Origin of the sequence: Pseudoduganella lurida, from assembly GCF_007830455.1 — a bacterium.
Taxonomy (GTDB): domain Bacteria; phylum Pseudomonadota; class Gammaproteobacteria; order Burkholderiales; family Burkholderiaceae_D; genus Rugamonas; species Rugamonas lurida.
The window spans coordinates 252,241-273,164 of record NZ_VLLB01000003.1 but is presented as its reverse complement, the minus strand read 5'-3'; the positions used below and the strand labels follow the sequence as shown (position 1 = coordinate 273,164).

Below are 20,924 nucleotides of genomic sequence, written 5' to 3'. Positions count from 1 at the left end.
GGGCAAAAAAAAAGACGGCCGCAGCCGTCTTCCTTGAAGCATGCACCCGAATCGCTCAGGCCAGGTTCTCCAGCCGGATCTTGGTGACCGCGCCCAGCACCGTGGGCAGGCCCTCCATGCGGGCGATCGCCGCCAGCACCTTGCGCTCCTGGGCCTTGTGCGTGAGGATGATGATATCGGCCTGCACTTCGCCTTCGGCCGGCTCCTTCTGCAGCATCGCGTCGATGGAGATCCCGCCATCGGCCAGGATGCGCGTCAGGTCGGCCAGCACGCCCGGCTGGTCGGCCACGCGCATGCGCAGGTAGTAGCTCGTCACCACGTCGGCCATCGGCAGGATGGCGATGTCGGCCAGTTCGTCCGGCTGGAACGCCAGGTGCGGCACGCGGTGTTCCGGATCGGCCGTGGCCAGGCGCGTGATGTCGACCAGGTCGGCAATGACGGCGGAGGCGGTCGGCTCGGCGCCGGCCCCCTTGCCGTAGTAGAGCGTGGCGCCGATCGCGTCGCCCTGTACCAGCACGGCGTTCATCGCGCCTTCCACGTTGGCGATCAGGCGCTTGGCCGGGATCAGCGTGGGGTGCACGCGCAGCTCGATGCCTTCCACGCCTTCCACCTTCGCGCGCTTGGCGATGCCCAGCAGCTTGATGCGGTAGCCCAGCTGCTCGGCGTAGCGGATGTCCACCGCTTCGAGCTTCGTGATGCCTTCCACGTGCGCTTTCGCGAACTGCACCGGAATGCCGAATGCGATGGCGGACAAAATCGTGGCCTTGTGCGCGGCATCCACGCCTTCGATGTCGAAGGTGGGATCGGCTTCCGCGTAGCCGAGGCGCTGCGCTTCCTTCAGCACCGTGTCGAAGTCCAGGCCCTTGTCACGCATCTCGGACAGGATGAAGTTGGTGGTGCCGTTGATGATCCCCGCCAGCCATTCCACGCGGTTGGCCGTCAGACCTTCGCGCAGCGCCTTGATGATGGGGATGCCGCCGGCGACGGCCGCCTCGAACGCCACCATCACGCCCTTTTCCTGGGCCGCCTTGAAGATCTCGTTGCCGTGCACGGCCAGCAGCGCCTTGTTGGCGGTGACCACGTGCTTGCCGTTGGCGATGGCCTGCAGCACCAGCTCGCGCGCCGTGTCGTAGCCGCCGATCAGCTCCACCACGATGTCGATGGACGGGTCGTTGACGATGTCGAACGGGTCGGCCACGACGGCCACCTCGCCGTTGATGCGCGTCTTCGCGCGTTCCAGGTTGCGCGCCGAGACGGCGACGATCTCGATGCCGCGGCCGGCGCGGCGCCGGATCTCTTCCTGGTTGCGTTTCAGGACGTCGAAGGTGCCGCCGCCGACGTTGCCCACGCCGAGCAATCCTACTTTGATCGAATTCATTGTCGTGCTTCTTTGTTCAGTGCTGGCGCGGGCGGACGCTGCGCCGCCGCGCCGGTTGATCGGGTCAGCCGTGGCCGTGCTTGCGACGGTAGCCTTCGAGGAAGCGTGCGATCCGTCCGAAGGCATCCGTCATGTCGTCCGTATTGGGCAGGAACACGACGCGGAAGTGATCCGGCGCGATCCAGTTGAAGCCCGTGCCCTGGACGATCAGGACCTTGGTTTCAGCCAGCAGGTCGTAGGCGAACTGCTGGTCATCCGCGATCGGGTAGATCTTCGGATCGAGGCGGGGGAACATGTAGAGTGCCGCCCGCGGTTTGACGACGCTGATGCCGGGGATATCGGTCAGCAGTTGGTAGGCGAGATCGCGCTGCTTGAGCAGGCGTCCGCCGGGGCCCACCAGGTCGCCGATGCTCTGGTAGCCGCCGAGCGCAGTCTGGATCGCAAACTGGCCGGGCGCATTGGCGCACAGGCGCATCGAGGCCAGCATGTTCAGGCCTTCGATGTAGTCCTTCGCATGCCGCTTCTCGCCCGAGACGACCATCCAGCCGGCCCGGTAGCCGCAGGCGCGGTAGTTCTTCGACAGGCCGTTGAAGGTCACGCACAGCACGTCCTCGCACAGGGAGGCGAGCGAGGTGTGGGTGGCGCCGTCATACAGCACCTTGTCGTAGATTTCGTCGGCGTAGATGATCAGCTGGTGCTGGCGCGCCAGCTCGATGATCTGCAGCAGCACCTCGTCCGGGTACAGCGCGCCGGTGGGGTTGTTCGGGTTGATGACGACGATCGCGCGCGTGTTCGGCGTGATCTTGCGGCGCATGTCCTCGATATCCGGATACCAGTCCTGCGCTTCGTCGCAGATATAGTGCACGGGGCGCCCGCCCGACAGGCTCACGGCGGCGGTCCACAGCGGATAGTCGGGCGCCGGCACCAGCACTTCGTCGCCATTGTTCAGCAGCGCGTTCATCGACATCACGATGAGTTCGGAGGCGCCGTTGCCCAGGTAGACGTCGTCGATCGTCACGCCGGCGACGTTCTTGCTCTGCGTGTAGTGCACCACCGCCTTGCGCGGCGCGAACATGCCTTTGGAATCCGTGTAGCCGGCCGCGTTCGGCAGCTGGATCTTCATGTCCTGCACGATCTCGTCCGGCGGATCGAAGCCGAAGACGGCCAGGTTGCCGATATTGAGCTTCGTGATCTTGTGGCCTTCTTCTTCCATCTGGCGCGCCTTTTCGGGCACCGGACCACGGATTTCGTAGCAGACTTCTGCCAGCTTGTTCGATTTCTGAATCGGTCGCAAAATCATCCCCGGAACGTGATGCACGCAGCAGCCGGCATGCGTTGCTGCGCAGGGATCGCACTGCGCCGGGCAATGCCATGCTGCATTGCGAAAAAAACCCATTCTGCCGAATAAAGAACGTTTAGGCAACCTGCCGGGGCGCTTTGCATGCAAGAACGTTACAATAGGCTCTTGTTAGCGACCAGTTAAAGCGCCTTCCATGAAGCTGCATTCCACCAATACCAACCAGTACCAGACCGTCACGGGTTATTCCCAGGGCGGCGTCGAGATCAATGCCCAGCCGTTCGACCACAGCCTGCTAGTGCTGCCCGAAACGCCGCCGCGGCCATGGCCCGTGGACCGTTTCGAGGACCTGACCGTCGAACATTTCGAGACGCTGCTGGCCGAGACGCCGGATGTCGTCATCCTCGGCACGGGCGAGCGCCAGCGCTTCATCCACCCGCGCCTGAGCGCGCCGCTGACGTCGCGCCGCATCGGCGTGGAATGCATGGACACGAATGCGGCCTGCCGCACCTACAACATCCTGATGGGAGAAGGGCGCAAGGTGCTGCTGGCGCTGATCATCGAGAAGTAGTCAAAAAAATAGCGGCGCAAACAGGCAGCCCTGGTCTTGATATGGTGCAAGCCGCCTCCATATCGCGACAGTATCTTGCCAACTTCTCTTGCCAACTTCATATGACCGACCGCTTGCCGATCGCCGCGCGAGCGTCATCCGTACCCATCAGGAGCATCCGTGGCCGACAGTCCCAACACCCCCCTGCCCGATTTTTCCGCCGCCATGACGAGCGGCCAAACCTTCACGCTGTCGGGGCGCCCGGCCACCACCACGGTGCTGTACTTCTACCCGAAGGACAATACGCCCGGCTGCACCACCGAAAGCCTGGCCTTCCGCGACCTGCATGACCGCTTCACCGCCGCCGGCGCCGAGGTATATGGCATCAGCCGCGATTCGCTGCGCTCGCACGAAGGCTTCAAGGCCAAGCTGGACCTGCCGTTCGAACTGATCTCCGATCCGGACGAAGCGGTGTGCCAGGCCTTCAATGTCATGAAGATGAAGAAAATGTATGGCAAGGAAGTGCGTGGCGTGGAGCGCAGCACGTTTGTCATTGACGCCCAAGGCCGATTGGTGAAAGAATGGCGTGGCGTGAAAGTGCCCGGTCACGTCGATGAAGTGCTGGAATTTGTAGCGCGCCGCGGCAATGAATGAGCTTTCGAGCCCGCCGGAATGCCGGGGGCCGCAAGCGCGCCACAAGCGGGCCACAAGCGGCCAGCGCTCGTTCGGACCGGATCTGCCGCGTGTTCCCCGCCGTTCGGGGCATGCGGTCCGAGTCAGCAGATCGAGCGGATGTAACGTCCGCAGCTTGAGTCAACCACTTTGAGTCAACAGCATTTCCCTCTCCTCACAGTAGTTCCGCTACCGCGGCAGAACCCTGCCCGTAGCCTTGTTCATCCGGCATCCAACCATTCCCACAGACCCTGTCACCATGGCCGCTGCGCGCCGTGGGGGACCTTTATTTAGACGAGATTCCGATGCCATTGCCAAAACTGCCTACCAAGCCGGCCACGCTGCTGCTGGCCAAGGATTATCCGCAAGCGAGCGGTGCCAACCCGGTGCCTTTCCCTGAAACCGCCGCGGCGCCGAAAAAGACCGCGCGCGGCGCGAAAGCCGCTGCGGTGTCCGAGCCCGCGCTGGCTCCCGCCGCTTCTCCCGCCGCTGCCCCCATCATGGCCGAAGCCACCGCGCCTGCCGCGAAGAAGACGGCACGCAAGGGCGCCGTGGCAAGCGTGCCGCCGGTTGCGGAAGTGGCCGCCGCCAAGCCTGCGTCCAAGCCAGTCACTTATCCGGCACCGGCCGCTCCTGCAGCCGCACCGGTCGAGGCAAAAGCCCCGCGCGGCAAGGTCACGCCGATCAAGGCCGAGGCACCGCAGCAGCCAAAGCACAAGATGGGCGAAGTGAACAAGTCGTCCACCAGCCGCCATGCCGACGAAGCGGGCGTCACCAAGCTGTTCGTGCTCGACACGAACGTGCTGATGCACGACCCGACCTCGCTGTTCCGCTTCGAGGAACACGATGTCTACCTGCCGATGATGACGCTGGAAGAGCTGGACAACCACAAGAAGGGCATGTCGGAAGTGGCGCGCAATGCCCGCCAGGTCTCGCGCACGCTCGACGCGCTGGTGGCCAACACGGACGACGACGCGATCGAGGAAGGCATCCTGCTGTCCAAGCTGGGCAACAAGGACGCCAAGGGTCGCCTGTTCTTCCAGACGAAGCTGCAGATCGCCGACCTGCCGGAAGGCCTCCCGCAGGGCAAGGCGGACAACCAGATCCTGGCCGTCGTCCGCTCGCTGGAAGGCGAACAGGAAGGCCGCGCCGTCGTGCTGGTGTCGAAGGACATCAACATGCGCATCAAGGCGCGCGCCCTGGGCCTGCCGGCCGAGGACTACTTCAACGACCACGTGCTGGAAGACACGGACCTGCTGTACTCGGGCATCGTGCAGCTGCCGGACGACTTCTGGAACAAGCACGGCAAGGACATGGAGAGCTGGTCCGAGAACAAGAACGGCCAGAGCACCACGTACTACCGCGTGACGGGCCCGTTCGTGCCGTCGCTGCTGGTGAACCAGTTCGTGTACCTGGAGCCGAACAACGGCGAAGCGTCGTTCTACGGCCAGGTGAAGCAGCTCAATGGCAAGACGGCGGTGCTGCGCGTGCTGCGCGACTTCTCGCACAACAAGAACAATGTGTGGGGCGTCACGGCGCGCAACCGCGAGCAGAACTTCGCGCTGAACCTGCTGATGGATCCGGAATGCGATTTCGTCACGCTGCTGGGCCAGGCCGGTACCGGCAAGACGCTGCTGGCGCTGGCCTCGGGCCTGGCCCAGGTGCTGGAGACGAAGCTGTACAACGAGATCATCGTCACGCGCGTGACGGTGCCGGTGGGCGAGGACATCGGCTTCCTGCCGGGGACCGAGGAAGAGAAGATGGGGCCGTGGATGGGCGCCTTCGACGACAACCTGGAAGTGCTGAACAAGTCCGACAACGACGCCGGCGAATGGGGCCGCGCGGCCACGCAGGACCTGATCCGTTCGCGCATCAAGATCAAGTCGCTCAACTTCATGCGCGGCCGCACGTTCGTCAACAAGTTCCTGATCATCGACGAGGCGCAGAACCTGACGCCGAAGCAGATGAAGACGCTGGTCACGCGCGCCGGTCCCGGCACGAAGATCCTCTGCCTGGGCAATATCGCGCAGATCGATACGCCGTACCTGACGGAAGGCTCGAGCGGCCTGACCTACGTGGTCGACCGCTTCAAGGGCTGGTCGCACAGCGGCCACGTGACGCTGGCGCGCGGCGAACGCTCGCGCCTGGCAGACCACGCAAGCGACGTGCTGTAAGCGCAGCCACCCGCTTCTGCCAGCCCCGCCCGCGCAAGCCGGCGGGGCTTTTTACATCCGCGCCCCGAATCGAGGCCCATGCAGTGACCAGCCACCCCATCCCCGTGACGAGCACCCACCTCCGCCCAAATCCCCCGCTGCTATACTCCCCGCCAATGACAAGCCGGCACCTCCGATCCCTCGCCACCATCCTCCTCGCCTGGTCCGCCATCAGCGCCCTCGGCGCGCTGCAGACCTACAGCGACAACCTGCGCGTGGGCGTCGACAGCCACTACCTGCCCCTGCTGGCCAACTGGTTCCTCGAATACGCGCTGCCCCTGATCGTGCTGAGCGTGATCCTCACGCTGGCCCTGCCCCGCTGGCCCGTGCTGGTGGCCCGGCCGCGCAACGTGGTGCTGCTGTTCGTGGGCCTGGTGCTGCTGTTCCAGCCGGCCCAGTGGCTGTGGATCGCCTGGCTGCGCGGCTACCTGGACATCGCCAGCCTGGCCGACCTGCGCCGCCTGCTGATGAAGATGCTGCTGGTCGGCTGGTTCACCACCACCGGCACGTTTGCCGCGCTGCTGGCGGTCCACTACTGGCGCCAGGCCAGGGAGCGCGAGCTGGCCGTGCAGCGCTCGCAGACGGACATGGCGAACCTGCGCCTCGCGCTGGAGGAACAGCGCATGCTGGCCCTGCGCGCCCAGCTCGAACCGCACTTCCTGTTCAACGCGCTGAACGCCATCAGTGCACTGGTGCGGGCCGGCGACACCCGCGTGGCCCTCGGCGGCATCGGCCGCCTGAGCGCCCTGCTGCGCTATGCGCTGGCGGCCAGCTCCAGCCAGACGGCCACGCTGGCCGACGAGCTGCAGTTCGTGCGCGACTACCTGGACCTGCAGCGCCTGCGCTACGGCGCGCGCCTGCAGGTGCGCATCACGGGCGCGGACGACAGCCTGCACGGCATCGACTGCCCGCCCCTGTCTCTGCAGCCGCTGATCGAGAACGCGCTGCGCCACGACCTGGACTGCCACGACGGTCCCGGCGACATCCGCCTGCATTTCAGCCGCGAAGATGGGCACATGCTCGTCACGGTCGCCAATCCGGTCCCCGCGCTGGCCTCGCCGAATCCCGGCGCCGGCCTCGGGCTGGCCAACACGCGTGACCGGCTGCGGCGCATGCATCCGGCCGCCTCGCTGCGCACCGGCATCCATGGCCGCGACTTCGTGGCCGAAGTGCGGCTGCCGCTGGCGGAGGCCTGATGCCGGTGCGCTACCTGATCGTCGACGACGAGGAGCCGGGCCGCACCAACCTGCGCCTGGCGCTGGCCGACCATCCCGACTGGCAGCTGGTGGCCGAATGCGACAGCGCCGCCGGTGCCCGCACGGCGCTGGCGGACAGCGACATCGACGTGGTCTTCCTCGATATCCGGATGCCCGGCGAATCAGGCCTGGTGCTGGCGCGCGAGCTGGCCCGCCTGCAGGCGCCGCCATTGATCGTCTTCGTGACGGCGTTCAGCGTGCATGCGGTCGACGCCTTCGAAGTGCATGCGCTGGACTACCTGCTGAAACCCGTCGACGATGCGCGCCTGGCACAGGCCGTGGAGCGCGCCGCGGCGCTGCTGGCGCGGCGGCAGCGGGAAGCGTACGGCGCCGCACTGCGCGACTACACCGACCCGGATGCCGACCGGCTGCCGCAGCACCTGCATGTGCGCTCGGTGGGCCGCATCGACCGCGTTGCCGTCGCCGACATCCTGTGGATCGAATCGGCCGGCAACTACGTGGAGCTGCACCTGGCCGGACGCACCGTGCTGCACCGGATCACGCTGAACCGGCTGGAAGCGCTGCTCGATCCGGCCGCCTTCCTGCGCGTGCACCGCGGCGCGATCGTGCGGCGCGGCGAGATCGCCACGCTGGCCAGCAGCGGCGATGGCAGCTGGCGCCTGACGCTGCGGGGTGGTGCCGTGGTGCCCGTCAGCGAGCGCTACCTGGCACCGCTGAAGGCCGCCCTGCACGCCGGCTGAACGCGCTCGCGGCGAAAGGCGTACAGTATCGGCTTTGGCCAGAGGAGAATCCGGGATGTACGAACTACAGGTAGAGAACATGAGCTGCGGCCATTGCGTCGCGGCGGTCACGCAGGCCGTGCAGGCGGTCGACGGCGCAGCAAAAGTCGAGGTGGACCTCGCCACGCAGCACGTCAGGGTGGACTCCGTCGCCGCGCTGGACGCCGTCCGCACCGCCATCGCCGATGCCGGCTATCCCGTCATCGCGGCGAGCGGCACGGCGCGCTGATCCCTGTGTCCAGCGCTTGTTTAGCAAGCGCTTGTTTTTCGAGCCCCACTTTTCGAGCTCGTACTTGTCGAGCGCCTGCTTGTCGAGCTCCTACTTGTCGAGCGCCTGCTTGTCGAGCTCCTACTTGTCGAGCGCCTGCTTGTCGAGCTCCTACTTGTCCAGCTCCGGATAACGGCGGAAGATGCCGTCCTCGTTGAAGGCGATGCGCCGCTTCGACTGCAGGTAGGCGGCGATGTTCGGCCGCTCGCGCACCGCATCGGCCAGTGCCACCAGGTGCGGCCATTGCGGCTCGAGCGCCGTCATCGTGTTCGGGAACGCGTAGCGCAGCCCTTCCACCAGCTGGAACAGCGACAGGTCGACGTAGGTCAGCCGCGAGCCGACGGCAAAGCTGCCGCGCGCCCCATTGTGCTTCAGCACATTCTCGAAGTAGCCCAGGAATTTCGGGATGCGCGTGGCGCGGAAGTCCCTGGCGCGCGCCTTCGCTTCCTTCTTCTGGTCTTCGTAGTAGCTGCCCACCGAGATCGGATGGTGCGTGTCGTGCGCCTCCGCCACGATGTCGGCAATGGTCAGCTGCAGCTGGTTGCACCACAGGCGGCCCTTTTCGCTGCGCGGCGCCAGGCCGTGGCGGGCGCCGAGGAACTGCAGGATGTTGGTGGTCTGGCCGATCAACAGGTCGCCGGCCCGCAGCACCGGCGGGGCGAACGCGGCCAGCGCTTCCTCGTCGAAGTCCAGCGCCGCCTCCAGCTGCGGCATGCCGCTCTTCAGCCGCGCCACGTCCTGGTACGGCACGCCGGCCTCCTCCAGCGCCAGCCGCACGAATTCGCCGCGGCCCTGGATGGTGGGCCAGTAGTACAGGATGTAGGGGTCGGTACCTTGCGCCATCGTCGTGCTCCTTCGTTTCGGAAGGGGGATTCTAGTCCGCCCCGCGCGGTGCCGGCGCCACGCTCGGCCGCCAGCGCCGCAGCAGCAGCGCATTGGCCAGCACGCTCACCGAGGACAGCGCCATCGCGCCGCCCGCCACCACGGGACTCAGCAGCCCCATGGCCGCCAGCGGAATGCCGGCCAGGTTGTAGACGAAGGCCCAGAACAGGTTCTGGCGGATCTTCGCGAACGTGCGGCGCGAAATGTCGATGGCATCGGCCACCAGCGCCGGATCGCCCCGCATCAGCGTGATGCCGGCCGCCTGCATCGCCACGTCCGTGCCGGTGGCCATCGCGATGCCCACGTCGGCCGCGGCCAGCGCCGGCGCGTCGTTGATGCCGTCGCCCACCATCGCCACGCGCAGGCCGCCGCTTTTCAGCTGGGCGATATACGCCGACTTGTCGGCCGGCAGCAGGCTGGCCGCCACCGTGTCGATGCCAGTCGCCTTGGCCACAATTTGTGCGCTGCCGGCATTGTCGCCGGTGAGCATCGCGGTGCGGATGCCCTGGTCATGCAGCCGCGCGACGGCCGCGCGGGCCGTGGCTTTCGGCGGATCGGCGAAGGCCAGGAGCCCCAGCGGCGTGCGCGTGCCGGCATCGGCCAGCAGCGACACCGTGTGGCCGGCCTGTTCCAGCAAGTCCGCCTGCGCGGCTAGCCCTCCCAGCGCGATACTCCGTTCTGCCATCAGCCGCGCGGTGCCCAGCACCAGGTCGCGGCCATCGGCACGGGCCGACAGGCCACGCCCCGGCAGTGCCGTGATGGCCTGTGCCGCGGGCACTGCAATGCCCCGTTCGTGCGCTGCCGCGAGCACGGCGCGGGCCAGTGCGTGTTCGCTGCCGCGCTGCAGGGCGGCGGCCAGCGCCAGCAGCGTGTCCTCGTCGATCCCGTGGGCGCGCAGCGCGGCCAGGACCGGACGGCCCTGCGTCAGCGTGCCCGTCTTGTCGAACACCACCGCCGTGAGGCCGTGCGCCGTCTCCAGCGCGGCCGCGTCCTTGATCAGGATGCCGTGGCGGGCCGCCACTCCCGTTCCCGCCATGATGGCGGCCGGCGTGGCCAGGCCCAGCGCGCACGGGCAGGAGATCACCAGCACGGCGACGGCATTGATGGTGGCGCGTTCCAGGTCGCCGCTGGCAAACCACCAGCCGGCCAGCGTGAGCGCGGCCAGCACCAGCACGACCGGCACGAACACGGCGCTGATGCGGTCCACCAGGTGCTGCACGGGTGCCCGCGCCGCCTGGGCATCCTCGACGAGGCGGATGATGCGCTCCAGCGTCGTTTCGGCGCCGGTGGCCGTGGTGCGCACCAGCAGCACGCCTTCGCCGTTGATGGCGCCGCCCGTCACGCGCTCGCCGGGGCCGCGCGGCACGGGCAGGCTTTCGCCCGTGATGAGCGCCTCGTCGACGTGGCTGCTGCCCTCGGCGATTTCGCCATCGACGGCAAAGCGTTCGCCGGGCCGCACCACCACGAGGTCGCCCGGCAGCACGGCGGCCACCGGCACGTCCACGTCGCCATCGGCCCGGCGGATCCGGGCCGACGCCGGCCGCAGCGACTGCAGCGCGCGGATGGCGGACGTGGCCTGCCGCTTGGCGCGCGCCTCCAGCCATTTGCCCAGCAGGACGAGCGTGATGACCACGGCCGACGCTTCGAAGTACAGGTGCGCGCCGCCGGCCAGCAGCTGGTACACGGACAGGCCGTAGGCAGCGCTGGTGCCGAGCGCCACCAGCAGGTCCATATTGCCGGCGCCGGCGCGCAGCGCATGCCAGCCGGCGCGGTAGAAGCGCGCGCCGAACAGGAGCTGCACCGGCGTTGCCAGCAGCAGCTGCAGCCAGGGTGACGGCATCCAGTGCAGGCCGAGCGGCTGCAGCAGCATCGGCACGGCCAGCGGCACGGACAGCAGCGCCGCCAGCAGCACGGCGCGGCCGTCATTGCTGCCATGGAGCCAGCCGCGCACGATCGCCGCGGCGGTGGCCGGCGGCGCATCGTCCGGCATGGCGGCGCCCGCCGGCCTGGCGTCATAGCCCGCCTTGCCGACGGCGGCCAGCAGCGTCTCCAGCGCCAGCGGCGCCTCGGCCTCGACGCGCGCCGTCTCGGTGGCCAGGTTGACGGTGGCATCGCGCACGCCCGGCACCGCGGCCAGCGCCTTCTGGACGCGGCCCACGCACGAGGCGCAGCTCATGCCGCCGACGCGGATGGCGTGGAATTGGGGGGTGGTGTTCAACGATTGCTCCTGCGCCGTGGTGAAAGGCAGGCAGCAGTATCCCACGATGGCGGCGGGCTCGCTTGGCGCGTGCCGTTCGGTGAGCGTTCCTTGGCCAGTTCCCCTCGGCTAGCGCACCTCGCAGTCGACGATGGTCGATGGCGCCGCCGCGCCGGCCGAAGCGGCGCCCGTGCCGGCATCGAACGCGGGCGGCGGGCTGAACCGCATGCCGGGATCGCCCGGCACGAGCACCGGCGGCCGGGTCGGCGCCGGTACATGACCGAACTGGCCGGCCGTGACATCGGCCCTGCCGCTTCCATTGGCGACGACGATCATCCCGTCCAGCACCTGCACGTACAGGCCCGTGGGACGCGTGTCCGCGCCCCCGGATGGCGGTGGTGCCGGCGGTGCGGCGCCGGACGGCACGGCGACATACTCGGCGATGAAGGTGGTGCCGCGGATGCCGATCGTGGCGGCCGGCGTCTTCAGTTCGAATTTTTCCTTGCTGCGCCGGCCCAGCAGGCCCGTGATCGAACGCAGCCCGCCCTTGACGAGGTTGAACCTGGCCTGGTCGCCTTCCTGGCGGCCCGTGTCGAAACTGAAGTTCTCGATCGTGAAGGTGGAGGCGGGCCGCAGCGTGATTTCGCTGTTGTCGATGAACTTCACCATCGCGTAGGTGTTCTTCTCGGTGACCAGCGTGTCGCCGTTTTCCACCTCGGACTTGAGTGCCAGGATCCTGATCGCGCCGCCGGCCCTTTTCGCCAGCAGCGGGCCGCTCAGTTGCACCACCACGCCGGCCACCGGCGCGGCCCCGGTACTGGCAGCCATGCACAGCAATGCCATGCAGAGCACGAGGGCGCACCATGGCCGCATCACGCGCGCCGCGCGCCTAGTTGCAGTAGTTCTTGACGGCTGGCCTGGCATTTCGCGTTCCCGTTGGCGCGGCCGCTGCCGGACCGCCGCTCGTCTGTTCCTCCCCGCCCGCACCACCGCCGGCATCCGCGCCTTCCTGCGGCTGCTCCGCCGGATCAGCGTCGCTGCGTTCGTTCGCCGCCAGCAGCTGCCCGTCGCGCGCCAGTGCCGCGATCACCTCGTTGCGGGCCTGCTGCACGGGCTTGACCGGCTCGGCCACCGTGGGCGGCGCGATGACGCCGCAGCCCGGCAGCGCTGGCGTCAGCCGGCACTGGTCCACGGAGACTGGCGGCGGCGGCGGCGGTGGTGGCGGTGGCGGTGGCGGTGGCGGTGGCGGTGGTGGTGGTGGTGGTGGCGGTGGCGGTGGTGGCGGTGGTGGCGGTGGCGGTGGTGGCGGTGGTGGTGGCGGTGATCGTGATGCGGCTGCAGGCAGGCAGCACGTCGCCACGGCTTCCAACGGCCTCGGCCACACCGCGCCGAAGAGACCGGGTAGGTTTGCCGAAAACGGGCTTTTTCTAAAATCCGATATTTCCCGATAAACGACTCTGGAGCTTACTACCTCCCGCTAAACATGCCGGGCAGGTCCTCGGGAAAGTACTACCTCCCTCTAAACATGCTGGCCGGCACGATAAACGTTACTAAAACGCGATATGAGACTGTCGGGAGCAGCCTGGTAAGGTTAAGTCACGGTGTAGTGGCCGGTAGAGATAACCCAGATGAAATAGTGGCGGGCATCGTGAAGTAGGAGGATTTATCGTGATTTAGAAAACCCCGAAAATCGGAACACGGCCCCTCGATGTCCTGGCGCGGGCAGGCGGCCGTTCTGAAGCGCGCAGGGAGTTGGCGGAGGGCTGGGGTTAGGGAAGCACGTTGGTTGGTGGAGAGCTGTGGTTAGTGGAGCACGTTGGGTTGGTGGAGGGCTGTGGTTAGTAGAGCATGTTGGGTTGGTGGAGAGTGGCGGATTAGTGGAGCGCCGTGGGTTGATGGAGGGCGATCGGTTAGTGGAGCGCGTTGGGTTGGTGGCGCCCGGCGCGGCGGCACAGCGGCGACGCTGTGACGCTCCGAGGCGGCGACGCGGCGACGCGGCTAGGATTGGTGGAGAAGGGGCAGCGGGCAGCAAGCAGGTCAGGTCCAGGCCGGGGGTGTCCTAGTCCTAGTCCTAGTCCTAGTCCTCGTCCTAGTCCTCGTCTTCGTCCCCGCCCCGCGCCGAAAACGGAACCCAAAACGGGCACGGACACGGCAATGGCCGTGATCAAGGCCAGCCGAAAGCGCGAGCGCAAAAAAAGCCCGTCACGCAGGACGGGCTTCTTCAGCGGCTGTGGCGGCTGTGGCGGCTGTGCCAGCAGGCCGAGTCGAAACTCAATCCCAGCTCAGCGCACCGCCGGTCTGGTACTCGGTCACGCGCGTCTCGAAGAAGTTGCGCTCCTTCTTCAGGTCGATCATCTCGCTCATCCATGGGAACGGGTTCTCGTCCTGGTCGAACAGGGGCTCGAGGCCGATCTGCACGGCGCGGCGGTTGGCGATGAAGCGCAGGTAGCCCTTGAACATCGTCGCGTTCAGGCCCAGCACGCCGCGCGGCATCGTGTCTTCCGCGTACGCGTACTCGAGTTCCACGGCCTGCTGGAACAGCGCCGTGATCTCGTCGCGGAACGCCGGGGTCCACAGCTGCGGGTTTTCCAGCTTGATCGTGTTGATCAGGTCGATGCCGAAATTGCAGTGCATCGATTCGTCGCGCAGGATGTACTGGTACTGCTCGGCGGCGCCCGTCATCTTGTTCTGGCGGCCCAGCGCCAGGATCTGCGTGAAGCCCACGTAGAAGAACAGGCCTTCCATCAGGCAGGCGAACACGATCAGCGATTTCAGCAGCTTCTGGTCGTTTTCGATCGTGCCGGTGGTGAAGGCCGGGTCGGTCAGCGTGTCGATGAACGGGATCAGGAACTGGTCCTTGTCGCGGATCGATTTGACTTCGTTGTAGGCGTTGAAGATCTCCTGCTCGTCCAGGCCCAGCGACTCCACGATGTACTGGTAGGCGTGCGTGTGGATGGCTTCCTCGAACGCCTGGCGCAGCAGGTACTGGCGGCATTCCGGCGCCGTGATGTGGCGGTAGGTGCCCAGCACGATGTTGTTGGCGGCCAGCGAGTCGGCCGTCACGAAGAAGCCGAGGTTGCGCTTGACCAGGCGGCGCTCGTCTTCCGACAGGCCGTTCGGGTTCTTCCACAGCTCGATATCGCGCTGCATGTTCACTTCCTGCGGCATCCAGTGGTTGGCGCAGCCGGCCAGGTACTTGTCCCAGGCCCATTTGTACTTGAACGGCACCAGCTGGTTGACGTCCGTCTTGCCGTTGATGATGCGCTTGTCGTCCGCGTTGACGCGGTGCGAGATCTGCTCGGCGGTGGTTTCCGGCTCGACGCCGGCAATGGTCTGCGGTGTGACCGGTGCGGGGGCCGCTACGTCTTCATCCCAGGACAGCATATTGTTACCTCTTTAATGTTGGAACCGGCAGGCGGCTTGCTTCGCGCCCGGTGGCGCGGCGGCTGGCGGCCTGACGGTCCGGTTGTTGGCGAACGGTCCGCGCAGGGCGGACCGGTGTGTCTATATATAGAGTGCCCCGGCGGCGGACGATACACAACCGCCGCCGGGCTTGCGCTCCTGCCTTACTGGCAGGCTTCGCATTCCTCGAAACCGGCGTCGCCCGGACGCAGGTAGCACGCGGCGCCCTCTTCCACCTGCTGCACCGTGGTCGGCGCAGTGTGGGTCGGCGCGGCGGCGGCACCGGCGGCCGAGGCGGCTGCGCCCGACAGCGTGGAGCCCGGCGCGACGGCGTTCAGGGCGCCCGTCTTCGACGTGGATTTCTCCATGTGCGAGGCGGCAATGGTGCGCAGATAGTACGTCGTCTTCAGGCCGCGCAGCCAGGCCAGTTTATACGTCTCGTCCAGCTTCTTGCCGGAGGCGCCGGCCATGTAGATGTTCAGCGACTGGGCCTGGTCGATCCATTTCTGGCGGCGCGAGGCGGCTTCCACCAGCCAGGTCGGCGAGACTTCGAACGCCGTGGCGTAGATGTCGCGCAGGTCCTGCGGCACGCGGTCGATCTTGGACAGCGAACCGTCGAAGTACTTCAGGTCGGAGATCATCACCTCGTCCCACAGGTTGCGCGCCTTCAGGTCGCGCACCAGGTAGGAATTGATCTCGGTGAATTCGCCGGAGAGGTTCGACTTCACGTACAGGTTCTGGAACGTGGGTTCGATGCAGGCCGAGACGCCGATGATGTTCGAAATGGTCGCGGTCGGGGCGATCGCCACGCAGTTCGAGTTGCGCATGCCGAACTGCTTGATGCGCTCGCGCACCGGCGTCCAGTCCATGCTCGACGACGTGTCCTGCTCCAGGTAGCCGCCGCGCTCTTCGGCCAGCAGCTTGATCGAATCCTGCGGCAGGATGCCGCGCTCCCACAGCGAACCCGGGTAGGATTCGTAGTGGCCGCGCTCTTCGGCCAGCTCGGTCGAGGCCAGGTAGGCGTAGTAGCACACCGCTTCCATCGACGTGTCGGCGAACTGCACCGCTTCCTGGGAAGCGAACGGCACGCGCATCATGTGCAGGCAGTCCTGGAAGCCCATGATGCCCATGCCCACCGGACGGTGGCGCATGTTGGCGTTGCGGGCCTTGTCAACGGCGTAGTAGTTGATGTCGATGACGTTGTCCAGCATGCGCATGGCGGTGCGGACCGTCTTCTGCAGCTTCACATGATCCAGCTTGCCTTCCTTCATGTGCGCCGGCATGTTCACGGAACCCAGGTTGCAGACGGCGATTTCGTCCGGCCCCGTGTTCAGCGTGATCTCCGTGCACAGGTTCGAGCTGTGCACCACGCCCACGTGCTGCTGCGGCGAGCGGATGTTGCACGGATCCTTGAACGTGATCCACGGGTGGCCCGTTTCGAACAGCATCGACAGCATCTTGCGCCACAGGTCCAGCGCCTCGATGGTCTTGTACACGCGGATTTCGCCCCGTGCGGCAGCCGCTTCGTAGCCCGTGTAGGCGGTTTCGAAGGCGCGGCCGACCTTGTCGTGCAGGTCCGGCGTCTCGGACGGCGAGAACAGCGTCCAGTTACCCTTTTCCATCACGCGCTTCATGAACAGGTCGGGAATCCAGTTGGCCGTGTTCATGTCGTGCGTGCGGCGGCGGTCGTCGCCCGTGTTCTTGCGCAGGTCGAGGAATTCCTCGATGTCCATGTGCCAGGTTTCCAGGTAGGCGCAGACGGCGCCCTTGCGCTTGCCGCCCTGGTTCACGGCCACGGCCGTGTCGTTGACCACTTTCAGGAACGGCACCACGCCCTGCGATTTGCCGTTGGTGCCCTTGATGTGGGCGCCCAGCGCGCGCACCGGCGTCCAGTCGTTGCCCAGGCCGCCCGCGAACTTGGCCAGCAGCGCGTTTTCCTTGATGGCGTCGTAGATGCCTTCCAGGTCGTCCGAGACAGTGGTCAGGTAGCACGACGACAGCTGCGAGCGCAGCGTGCCGGAGTTGAACAGCGTCGGCGTCGACGACATGAAGTCGAACGAGGACAGCAGGTTGTAGAACTCGATGGCGCGGGCTTCGCGGTTCTCTTCGTTCAGCGCCAGGCCCATCGCCACGCGCATGTAGAACGCCTGCGGCATTTCGATGCGGGTGTCGCGGATGTGCAGGAAGTAGCGGTCGTACAGCGTCTGCAGGCCGATGTAGCCGAACTGCAGGTCGCGGTCGGCCACCAGCGCTTTTGCCAGTTTCTGCAGGTCGAACTCGGCCAGCTTGGTGTCCAGCAGCTCGGCTTCGATGCCCTTGGCGATGTATTTCGGGAAGTAGTCGACATATGCCGCGGCGGCCTGCGCCTGCGGGGTTTCCTGGCCGAAGACTTCGCGGCGGATCACGTGCAGCAGGATGCGGGCCGTCACCTGGGTGTAGGCCGGGTCCTTTTCCATCAGCGCGCGCGCAGCCAGGATGGCGGACTTGTACAGCTCTTCGACGGGCACGCCGTCATACAGGTTGCGGAACGTCTCGGACAGGATCGCATCGGCATCGACGTGCTTTTCCAGGCCGGAGCAGGCGGCGTCGATCAGGTCGCGCACTTCCTGCACCACCAGCGGCCGGCGCTGGCCGTTTTCCGTCACGTGGAACTGCGGCTCGGCCACGTCGGCGGCGCCGGAAGCGGCCTTCCTGGCGCGGCGCTCTTCCATCTGCTTGGCGCGGTACAGCACGTAGGCCTTGGCCACGTCGTGCTCGCCGGAGCGCATCAGCGCCAGTTCCACCTGGTCCTGCACGTCCTCGATATGGAACGTGCCGCCGGAGGGCTGGCGGCGCACCAGGGCATTCACCACACCGTTCGTCAGCTGCTCGGCCAGGTCGCGGATGCGTGCCGAGGCGGCGCCCGGACCACCCTGCACGGCCAGGAAGGCCTTGGTCATCGCGACATTGATCTTCGACGGTTCGAACGCCACGACGGCGCCGTTACGGCGAATGATGCGGTAGTCGCCGAGGGCGGCGGCCGAGGTGGCCGTGCCGCCGGTCGTCAGCGTTGCGGACGACGGCGCCAGCGGTGCCGATTGGGTGGTGATGTCTTGGTTTGATTGCATAGATGCTCCCCGATTAAGCGGTGCGGATAACGGTTGGCTGCCACGGAAACCCCGTACGAACGGCCCATGCCGGCGCTCTCCAGATGCCTGGAATGCTGCCTGGCTGGCGCTGTGCGTCGGGCTTCCCATTATAGTTGCCCTACAGCAGCTTTGATTTTACAACAAGTAATTTGCGGCGCTGTCTGCAACGACACTGACTGCCCGCGTTTGCGACGATAAGTACTATATTTAGTGATGCGCTAAAAGCTTCACACTAATTGTAGTGAGGGTGTGGGGCTTGCACAAGCGCTACAGGACGAATTTTTTTAGCGAAAAGGCTAATAATTCGGTTGACTTTTAAAGGCCCCGATAAGGGCGGGCGTTCTCGCCGGAGCGAGTACTAACACCCCTTTTCAGCCTGCCTCATCCATGGGCAGGCGTGCCTTGCAGGGCGTTAGCTTCCTGGCAATTTTAGGCGCAGGACATCTTCCCGGAAGCCCCCCGCCCGTGCGGCGGAGCGGCATTATAGACGATGGCTGGATAGGCCGTTGGGTGGCGGTCCGGGTCCACAAGGCATCAGGCGTCGAAGGCAAGTATTTCCGCACGAGCGTTGACAATCGCCGCAACTCGCCTACGCTGAACTCACCGTCGACGGGGACCGATCCAAGCCGGCATAACGGCGTCGGTAACATATATATGGGCATGATGGCCCTGCCTGTCATACATATGGGCATGATGGCTCTGCCTGTCATACACCAAACGGGAGCACATCATGTACAGGGTGGCGACTGTCTGCGCGGTGCATTGCCTGATCATCTGCCAGGGGGCCGAGGGTGCGGAACCGGGCACTGAACTGCGCTCGGGCGTTCACTTGGTGGTCAACGAAATGCCATTCATCGCCACCGGCCACACCATTGCCGGCTGCCAGCCCTATCGCCCTTGCTTCATCGACGGCCACCGCATGTTCGGTGCCATCGGCCTGCCCAAAACCATGCTAGCGAGTGTCCGGATCAGCTACCTTGGCAACAATTACCAGCTAGATGTAGCTGGAATGTATGACCCTCTGCTCGGGCCAGACCTCAGAGGTCGATGGGACGGATACTGCTACGATGGACGTAACTGCACCGTGCGGGCAGTGCTTGGCGACGCTGGCGGCTCGTATGCAGCGGAGTGGCAGGTCGTGAATGGGGTGGTTACGCGCACCATCCTGACGGACAGCGCTGATGTCGTCAATTTCATTCGATCGAACCTGCTCGCTCCCCGATACGAATGACATCTGCCAAAGCCAGCAAGCGCAGGTCGGACCTAACCGCCCGCTGACCGCTGCGGCCCGCGGGCGTACCGGGACTCCGCGCCGCCGCCCAGGGGTCTGACCCAAAGCGCCCGGGCCCGCGATCCCTGTCGTCAGCGCTATCGCGGGTCTGACCCCAGCAGTAAAGCGGGCGTAACGCTGACTGCTATTACTCCCCGGGCTCCTGGATCCCCAGCTTCTGCATCTGGTAGCGCAGCTGCCTGAAGCTGATGCCCAGCAGCTGCGCGGCCTGGGTGCGGTTGTACTGCGTGCGCGACAGCGCGCGGACGAGGATCTCGCGCTCCACCCGTTCCAGGTAGGCGGGCAGGTTCGAGGGCAGCACCGACAGGTCGGGCAGCGGCGGCATCTCGTCATCGGCCACGGGCGGCTGCGGCGACCCGGTCGGCGCCAGAGTCGTCGGCGCCGGCACCGGGACCGACGGCGCGAGTGCCGCGGGTGACGGTACGGCGGGCGACGGTACGGTGGACGATCCCGGCGCCGCGCCAGGCGCCTCCACCAGCTTCGCCCCCTTCAGCGCCAGGTCCTCCACGTTGATCACGCCATCGTTGGAAAACGCCAGCGCCCGCTCCAGCACATTCTCCAGCTCGCGCACATTGCCCGGGAAGCTGTAGCCGCGCAGCGCATCGAGCACGCCGGGTCCCAGCACGGCCGGCGTGCCGCCCGCCGACAGCCGCACCAGGATCGCATCGGTCAGCACCGGCAGGTCGTCCAGCCGCTCGCGCAGGGGCGGCAGCGCCAGCTCGATCACGTTCAGGCGATAGAACAGATCCTGGCGGAAGCGGCCCTCCTCCACCCAGCGTCCCAGGTCGCGGTGCGTAGCGCTGACGATGCGCACGTCCACCGGCTCCTCGGCCGTCGCGCCGATCTTGCGCACGCGCCGTTCCTGGATCGCGCGCAGCAGCTTCACCTGCATCGCCAGCGGCAGGTCGGCCACCTCGTCGAGCATCAGCGTGCCGCCGTTGGCGGCCTGGAAGAAGCCGTCGCGCTCGTCCGCCGCGCCCGTGAAGGCGCCCTTGCGGTAGCCGAAGAACTCGGCCTCCATCAGCGCCTCGGGGATCGCGCCGCAGTTCACGGCGATGAAGGGCTTGTCCGCACGCGCGCCCCGTGCATGGATCTCGCGCGCCGCCAGTTCCTTGCCGGAGCCCGATTCGCCGGTGATCGCGATGGGCGCCATCGAGCGGGCCAGCCGGGCGATCTGCGCGCGCAGCGCCTGCATCGCGGCGGACTGCCCCTTCAGGCGGCTGTCCACCGGCTGCTCCGGCGGCGCGGCGGGCGAATCGGGGCGGTTCAGCTTCAGCGCCGACTGCACCATCAGGCGCAGCTGGTCCAGCTGCAGCGGCTTCGTCACGTAGTCGAAGGCGCCGGCCTTGAGCGCCACGACGGCATTTTCCGCGCTGCCGAAGGCGGTGACGACCGCCACCGGCGTGGCCCGCCCGCTGGCCACGATCTCGCGCACGAAGTCGAGGCCCACGCCGTCCGGCAGGCGCATGTCGGTCAGCACCAGGTCGTACTCGTGGACGGCGAACAGCCGGCGCGCGCCTTTCAGGTCGCCGGCGCCATCGACCTCCAGGCCCATCTTCAGCAGCGTGATCTCGAGCAGGTCGCGCAGGTCGTCTTCGTCGTCCACCACGAGGACGCGGGGGGATGCACTCATGGTTTCCTCATGGTTTG

At 66.5% G+C, this 20,924-nt stretch carries 17 protein-coding genes; 8 read left to right on the top strand and 9 right to left on the bottom strand.

Going from position 1 to position 20,924, the window contains the following annotated elements; all coding sequences use genetic code 11:
* Nucleotides 1-55: 55 nt before the first annotated feature.
* Nucleotides 56-1,378, bottom strand: a complete 1,323-nt coding sequence (locus tag IP91_RS10665; protein WP_145648954.1) for a homoserine dehydrogenase — start codon at nucleotides 1,376-1,378, stop codon at nucleotides 56-58.
* A 64-nt stretch (nucleotides 1,379-1,442) separates the two neighbouring features.
* Complete coding sequence (locus IP91_RS10660; protein ID WP_145648953.1) at nucleotides 1,443-2,672, bottom strand: pyridoxal phosphate-dependent aminotransferase; 1,230 nt, start codon at nucleotides 2,670-2,672, stop codon at nucleotides 1,443-1,445.
* 199 nt (nucleotides 2,673-2,871) lie between these two features.
* Between IP91_RS10660 and IP91_RS10655 the strand changes: the two genes are divergently transcribed.
* From IP91_RS10655 to IP91_RS10630, 6 genes are all read left to right on the top strand, one after another.
* Nucleotides 2,872-3,246, top strand: coding sequence for an Mth938-like domain-containing protein (locus tag IP91_RS10655; RefSeq protein WP_145648952.1), 375 nt, complete (start codon nucleotides 2,872-2,874; stop codon nucleotides 3,244-3,246).
* 159 nt (nucleotides 3,247-3,405) lie between these two features.
* Nucleotides 3,406-3,879, top strand: a complete 474-nt coding sequence (locus IP91_RS10650) for a peroxiredoxin (protein ID WP_259772457.1) — start codon at nucleotides 3,406-3,408, stop codon at nucleotides 3,877-3,879.
* A gap of 323 nt (nucleotides 3,880-4,202) precedes the next feature.
* Nucleotides 4,203-6,071 carry a PhoH family protein gene (locus IP91_RS10645; protein WP_145648951.1) on the top strand — a complete coding sequence of 623 codons (1,869 nt, stop codon included), beginning with the start codon at nucleotides 4,203-4,205 and terminating at the stop codon, nucleotides 6,069-6,071.
* Nucleotides 6,072-6,226: 155 nt separating this feature from the next.
* The gene (locus tag IP91_RS10640) at nucleotides 6,227-7,306 is read left to right on the top strand and encodes a sensor histidine kinase (RefSeq protein WP_145648950.1); all 1,080 of its coding nucleotides are present in this window, start codon (nucleotides 6,227-6,229) and stop codon (nucleotides 7,304-7,306) included.
* Entirely contained in the window at nucleotides 7,306-8,067 is a 762-nt protein-coding gene (locus IP91_RS10635) for a LytR/AlgR family response regulator transcription factor (RefSeq protein WP_145648949.1), read from the top strand. The genes IP91_RS10640 and IP91_RS10635 overlap by 1 nt, the downstream gene beginning before the upstream one ends.
* 55 nt (nucleotides 8,068-8,122) lie before the next feature.
* Nucleotides 8,123-8,335: a heavy-metal-associated domain-containing protein gene (locus IP91_RS10630; RefSeq protein ID WP_145648948.1), complete on the top strand. Its 213-nt coding sequence runs from the start codon at nucleotides 8,123-8,125 to the stop codon at nucleotides 8,333-8,335.
* A 150-nt stretch (nucleotides 8,336-8,485) separates the two neighbouring features.
* Here IP91_RS10630 and IP91_RS10625 read toward each other — a convergent pair whose 3' ends face one another.
* The 4 genes from IP91_RS10625 to IP91_RS10610 all read right to left on the bottom strand — a co-directional run bounded on the left by IP91_RS10625 (nucleotide 8,486) and on the right by IP91_RS10610 (nucleotide 12,645).
* Entirely contained in the window at nucleotides 8,486-9,217 is a 732-nt protein-coding gene (locus IP91_RS10625; RefSeq protein WP_145648947.1) for a glutathione S-transferase, read from the bottom strand.
* Between the two features lie 31 nt (nucleotides 9,218-9,248).
* Nucleotides 9,249-11,474 carry a heavy metal translocating P-type ATPase gene (locus IP91_RS10620; protein WP_307724414.1) on the bottom strand — a complete coding sequence of 742 codons (2,226 nt, stop codon included), beginning with the start codon at nucleotides 11,472-11,474 and terminating at the stop codon, nucleotides 9,249-9,251.
* Nucleotides 11,475-11,582: 108 nt separating this feature from the next.
* Nucleotides 11,583-12,281 carry a FecR family protein gene (locus tag IP91_RS10615; protein ID WP_229474245.1) on the bottom strand — a complete coding sequence of 233 codons (699 nt, stop codon included), beginning with the start codon at nucleotides 12,279-12,281 and terminating at the stop codon, nucleotides 11,583-11,585.
* A 61-nt stretch (nucleotides 12,282-12,342) separates the two neighbouring features.
* A complete protein-coding gene (locus IP91_RS10610) occupies nucleotides 12,343-12,645 on the bottom strand; it encodes a hypothetical protein (protein WP_199754570.1) in 303 nt (100 codons plus the stop codon).
* 23 nt (nucleotides 12,646-12,668) lie between these two features.
* Here IP91_RS10610 and IP91_RS10605 point away from each other — a divergent pair, with 23 nt between their 5' ends.
* Nucleotides 12,669-12,884, top strand: coding sequence for a hypothetical protein (locus IP91_RS10605; RefSeq protein ID WP_199754569.1), 216 nt, complete (start codon nucleotides 12,669-12,671; stop codon nucleotides 12,882-12,884).
* 840 nt (nucleotides 12,885-13,724) lie between these two features.
* Here IP91_RS10605 and IP91_RS10600 read toward each other — a convergent pair.
* Together IP91_RS10600 and IP91_RS10595 are read right to left on the bottom strand one after the other, a co-directional pair.
* Nucleotides 13,725-14,837: a ribonucleotide-diphosphate reductase subunit beta gene (locus IP91_RS10600; protein ID WP_145648943.1), complete on the bottom strand. Its 1,113-nt coding sequence runs from the start codon at nucleotides 14,835-14,837 to the stop codon at nucleotides 13,725-13,727.
* A gap of 182 nt (nucleotides 14,838-15,019) precedes the next feature.
* Nucleotides 15,020-17,962: a ribonucleoside-diphosphate reductase subunit alpha gene (locus IP91_RS10595; protein WP_145648942.1), complete on the bottom strand. Its 2,943-nt coding sequence runs from the start codon at nucleotides 17,960-17,962 to the stop codon at nucleotides 15,020-15,022.
* Between the two features lie 751 nt (nucleotides 17,963-18,713).
* On the opposite strand from IP91_RS10595, the gene IP91_RS10590 reads away from it, so the two are divergent.
* Nucleotides 18,714-19,214, top strand: coding sequence for a hypothetical protein (locus IP91_RS10590; RefSeq protein ID WP_145648941.1), 501 nt, complete (start codon nucleotides 18,714-18,716; stop codon nucleotides 19,212-19,214).
* 187 nt (nucleotides 19,215-19,401) lie between these two features.
* On the opposite strand, the gene IP91_RS10585 is transcribed toward IP91_RS10590, so the two are convergent.
* Entirely contained in the window at nucleotides 19,402-20,907 is a 1,506-nt protein-coding gene (locus tag IP91_RS10585) for a sigma-54-dependent transcriptional regulator (protein ID WP_145648940.1), read from the bottom strand.
* Between the last annotated feature and the right edge of the window lie 17 nt (nucleotides 20,908-20,924).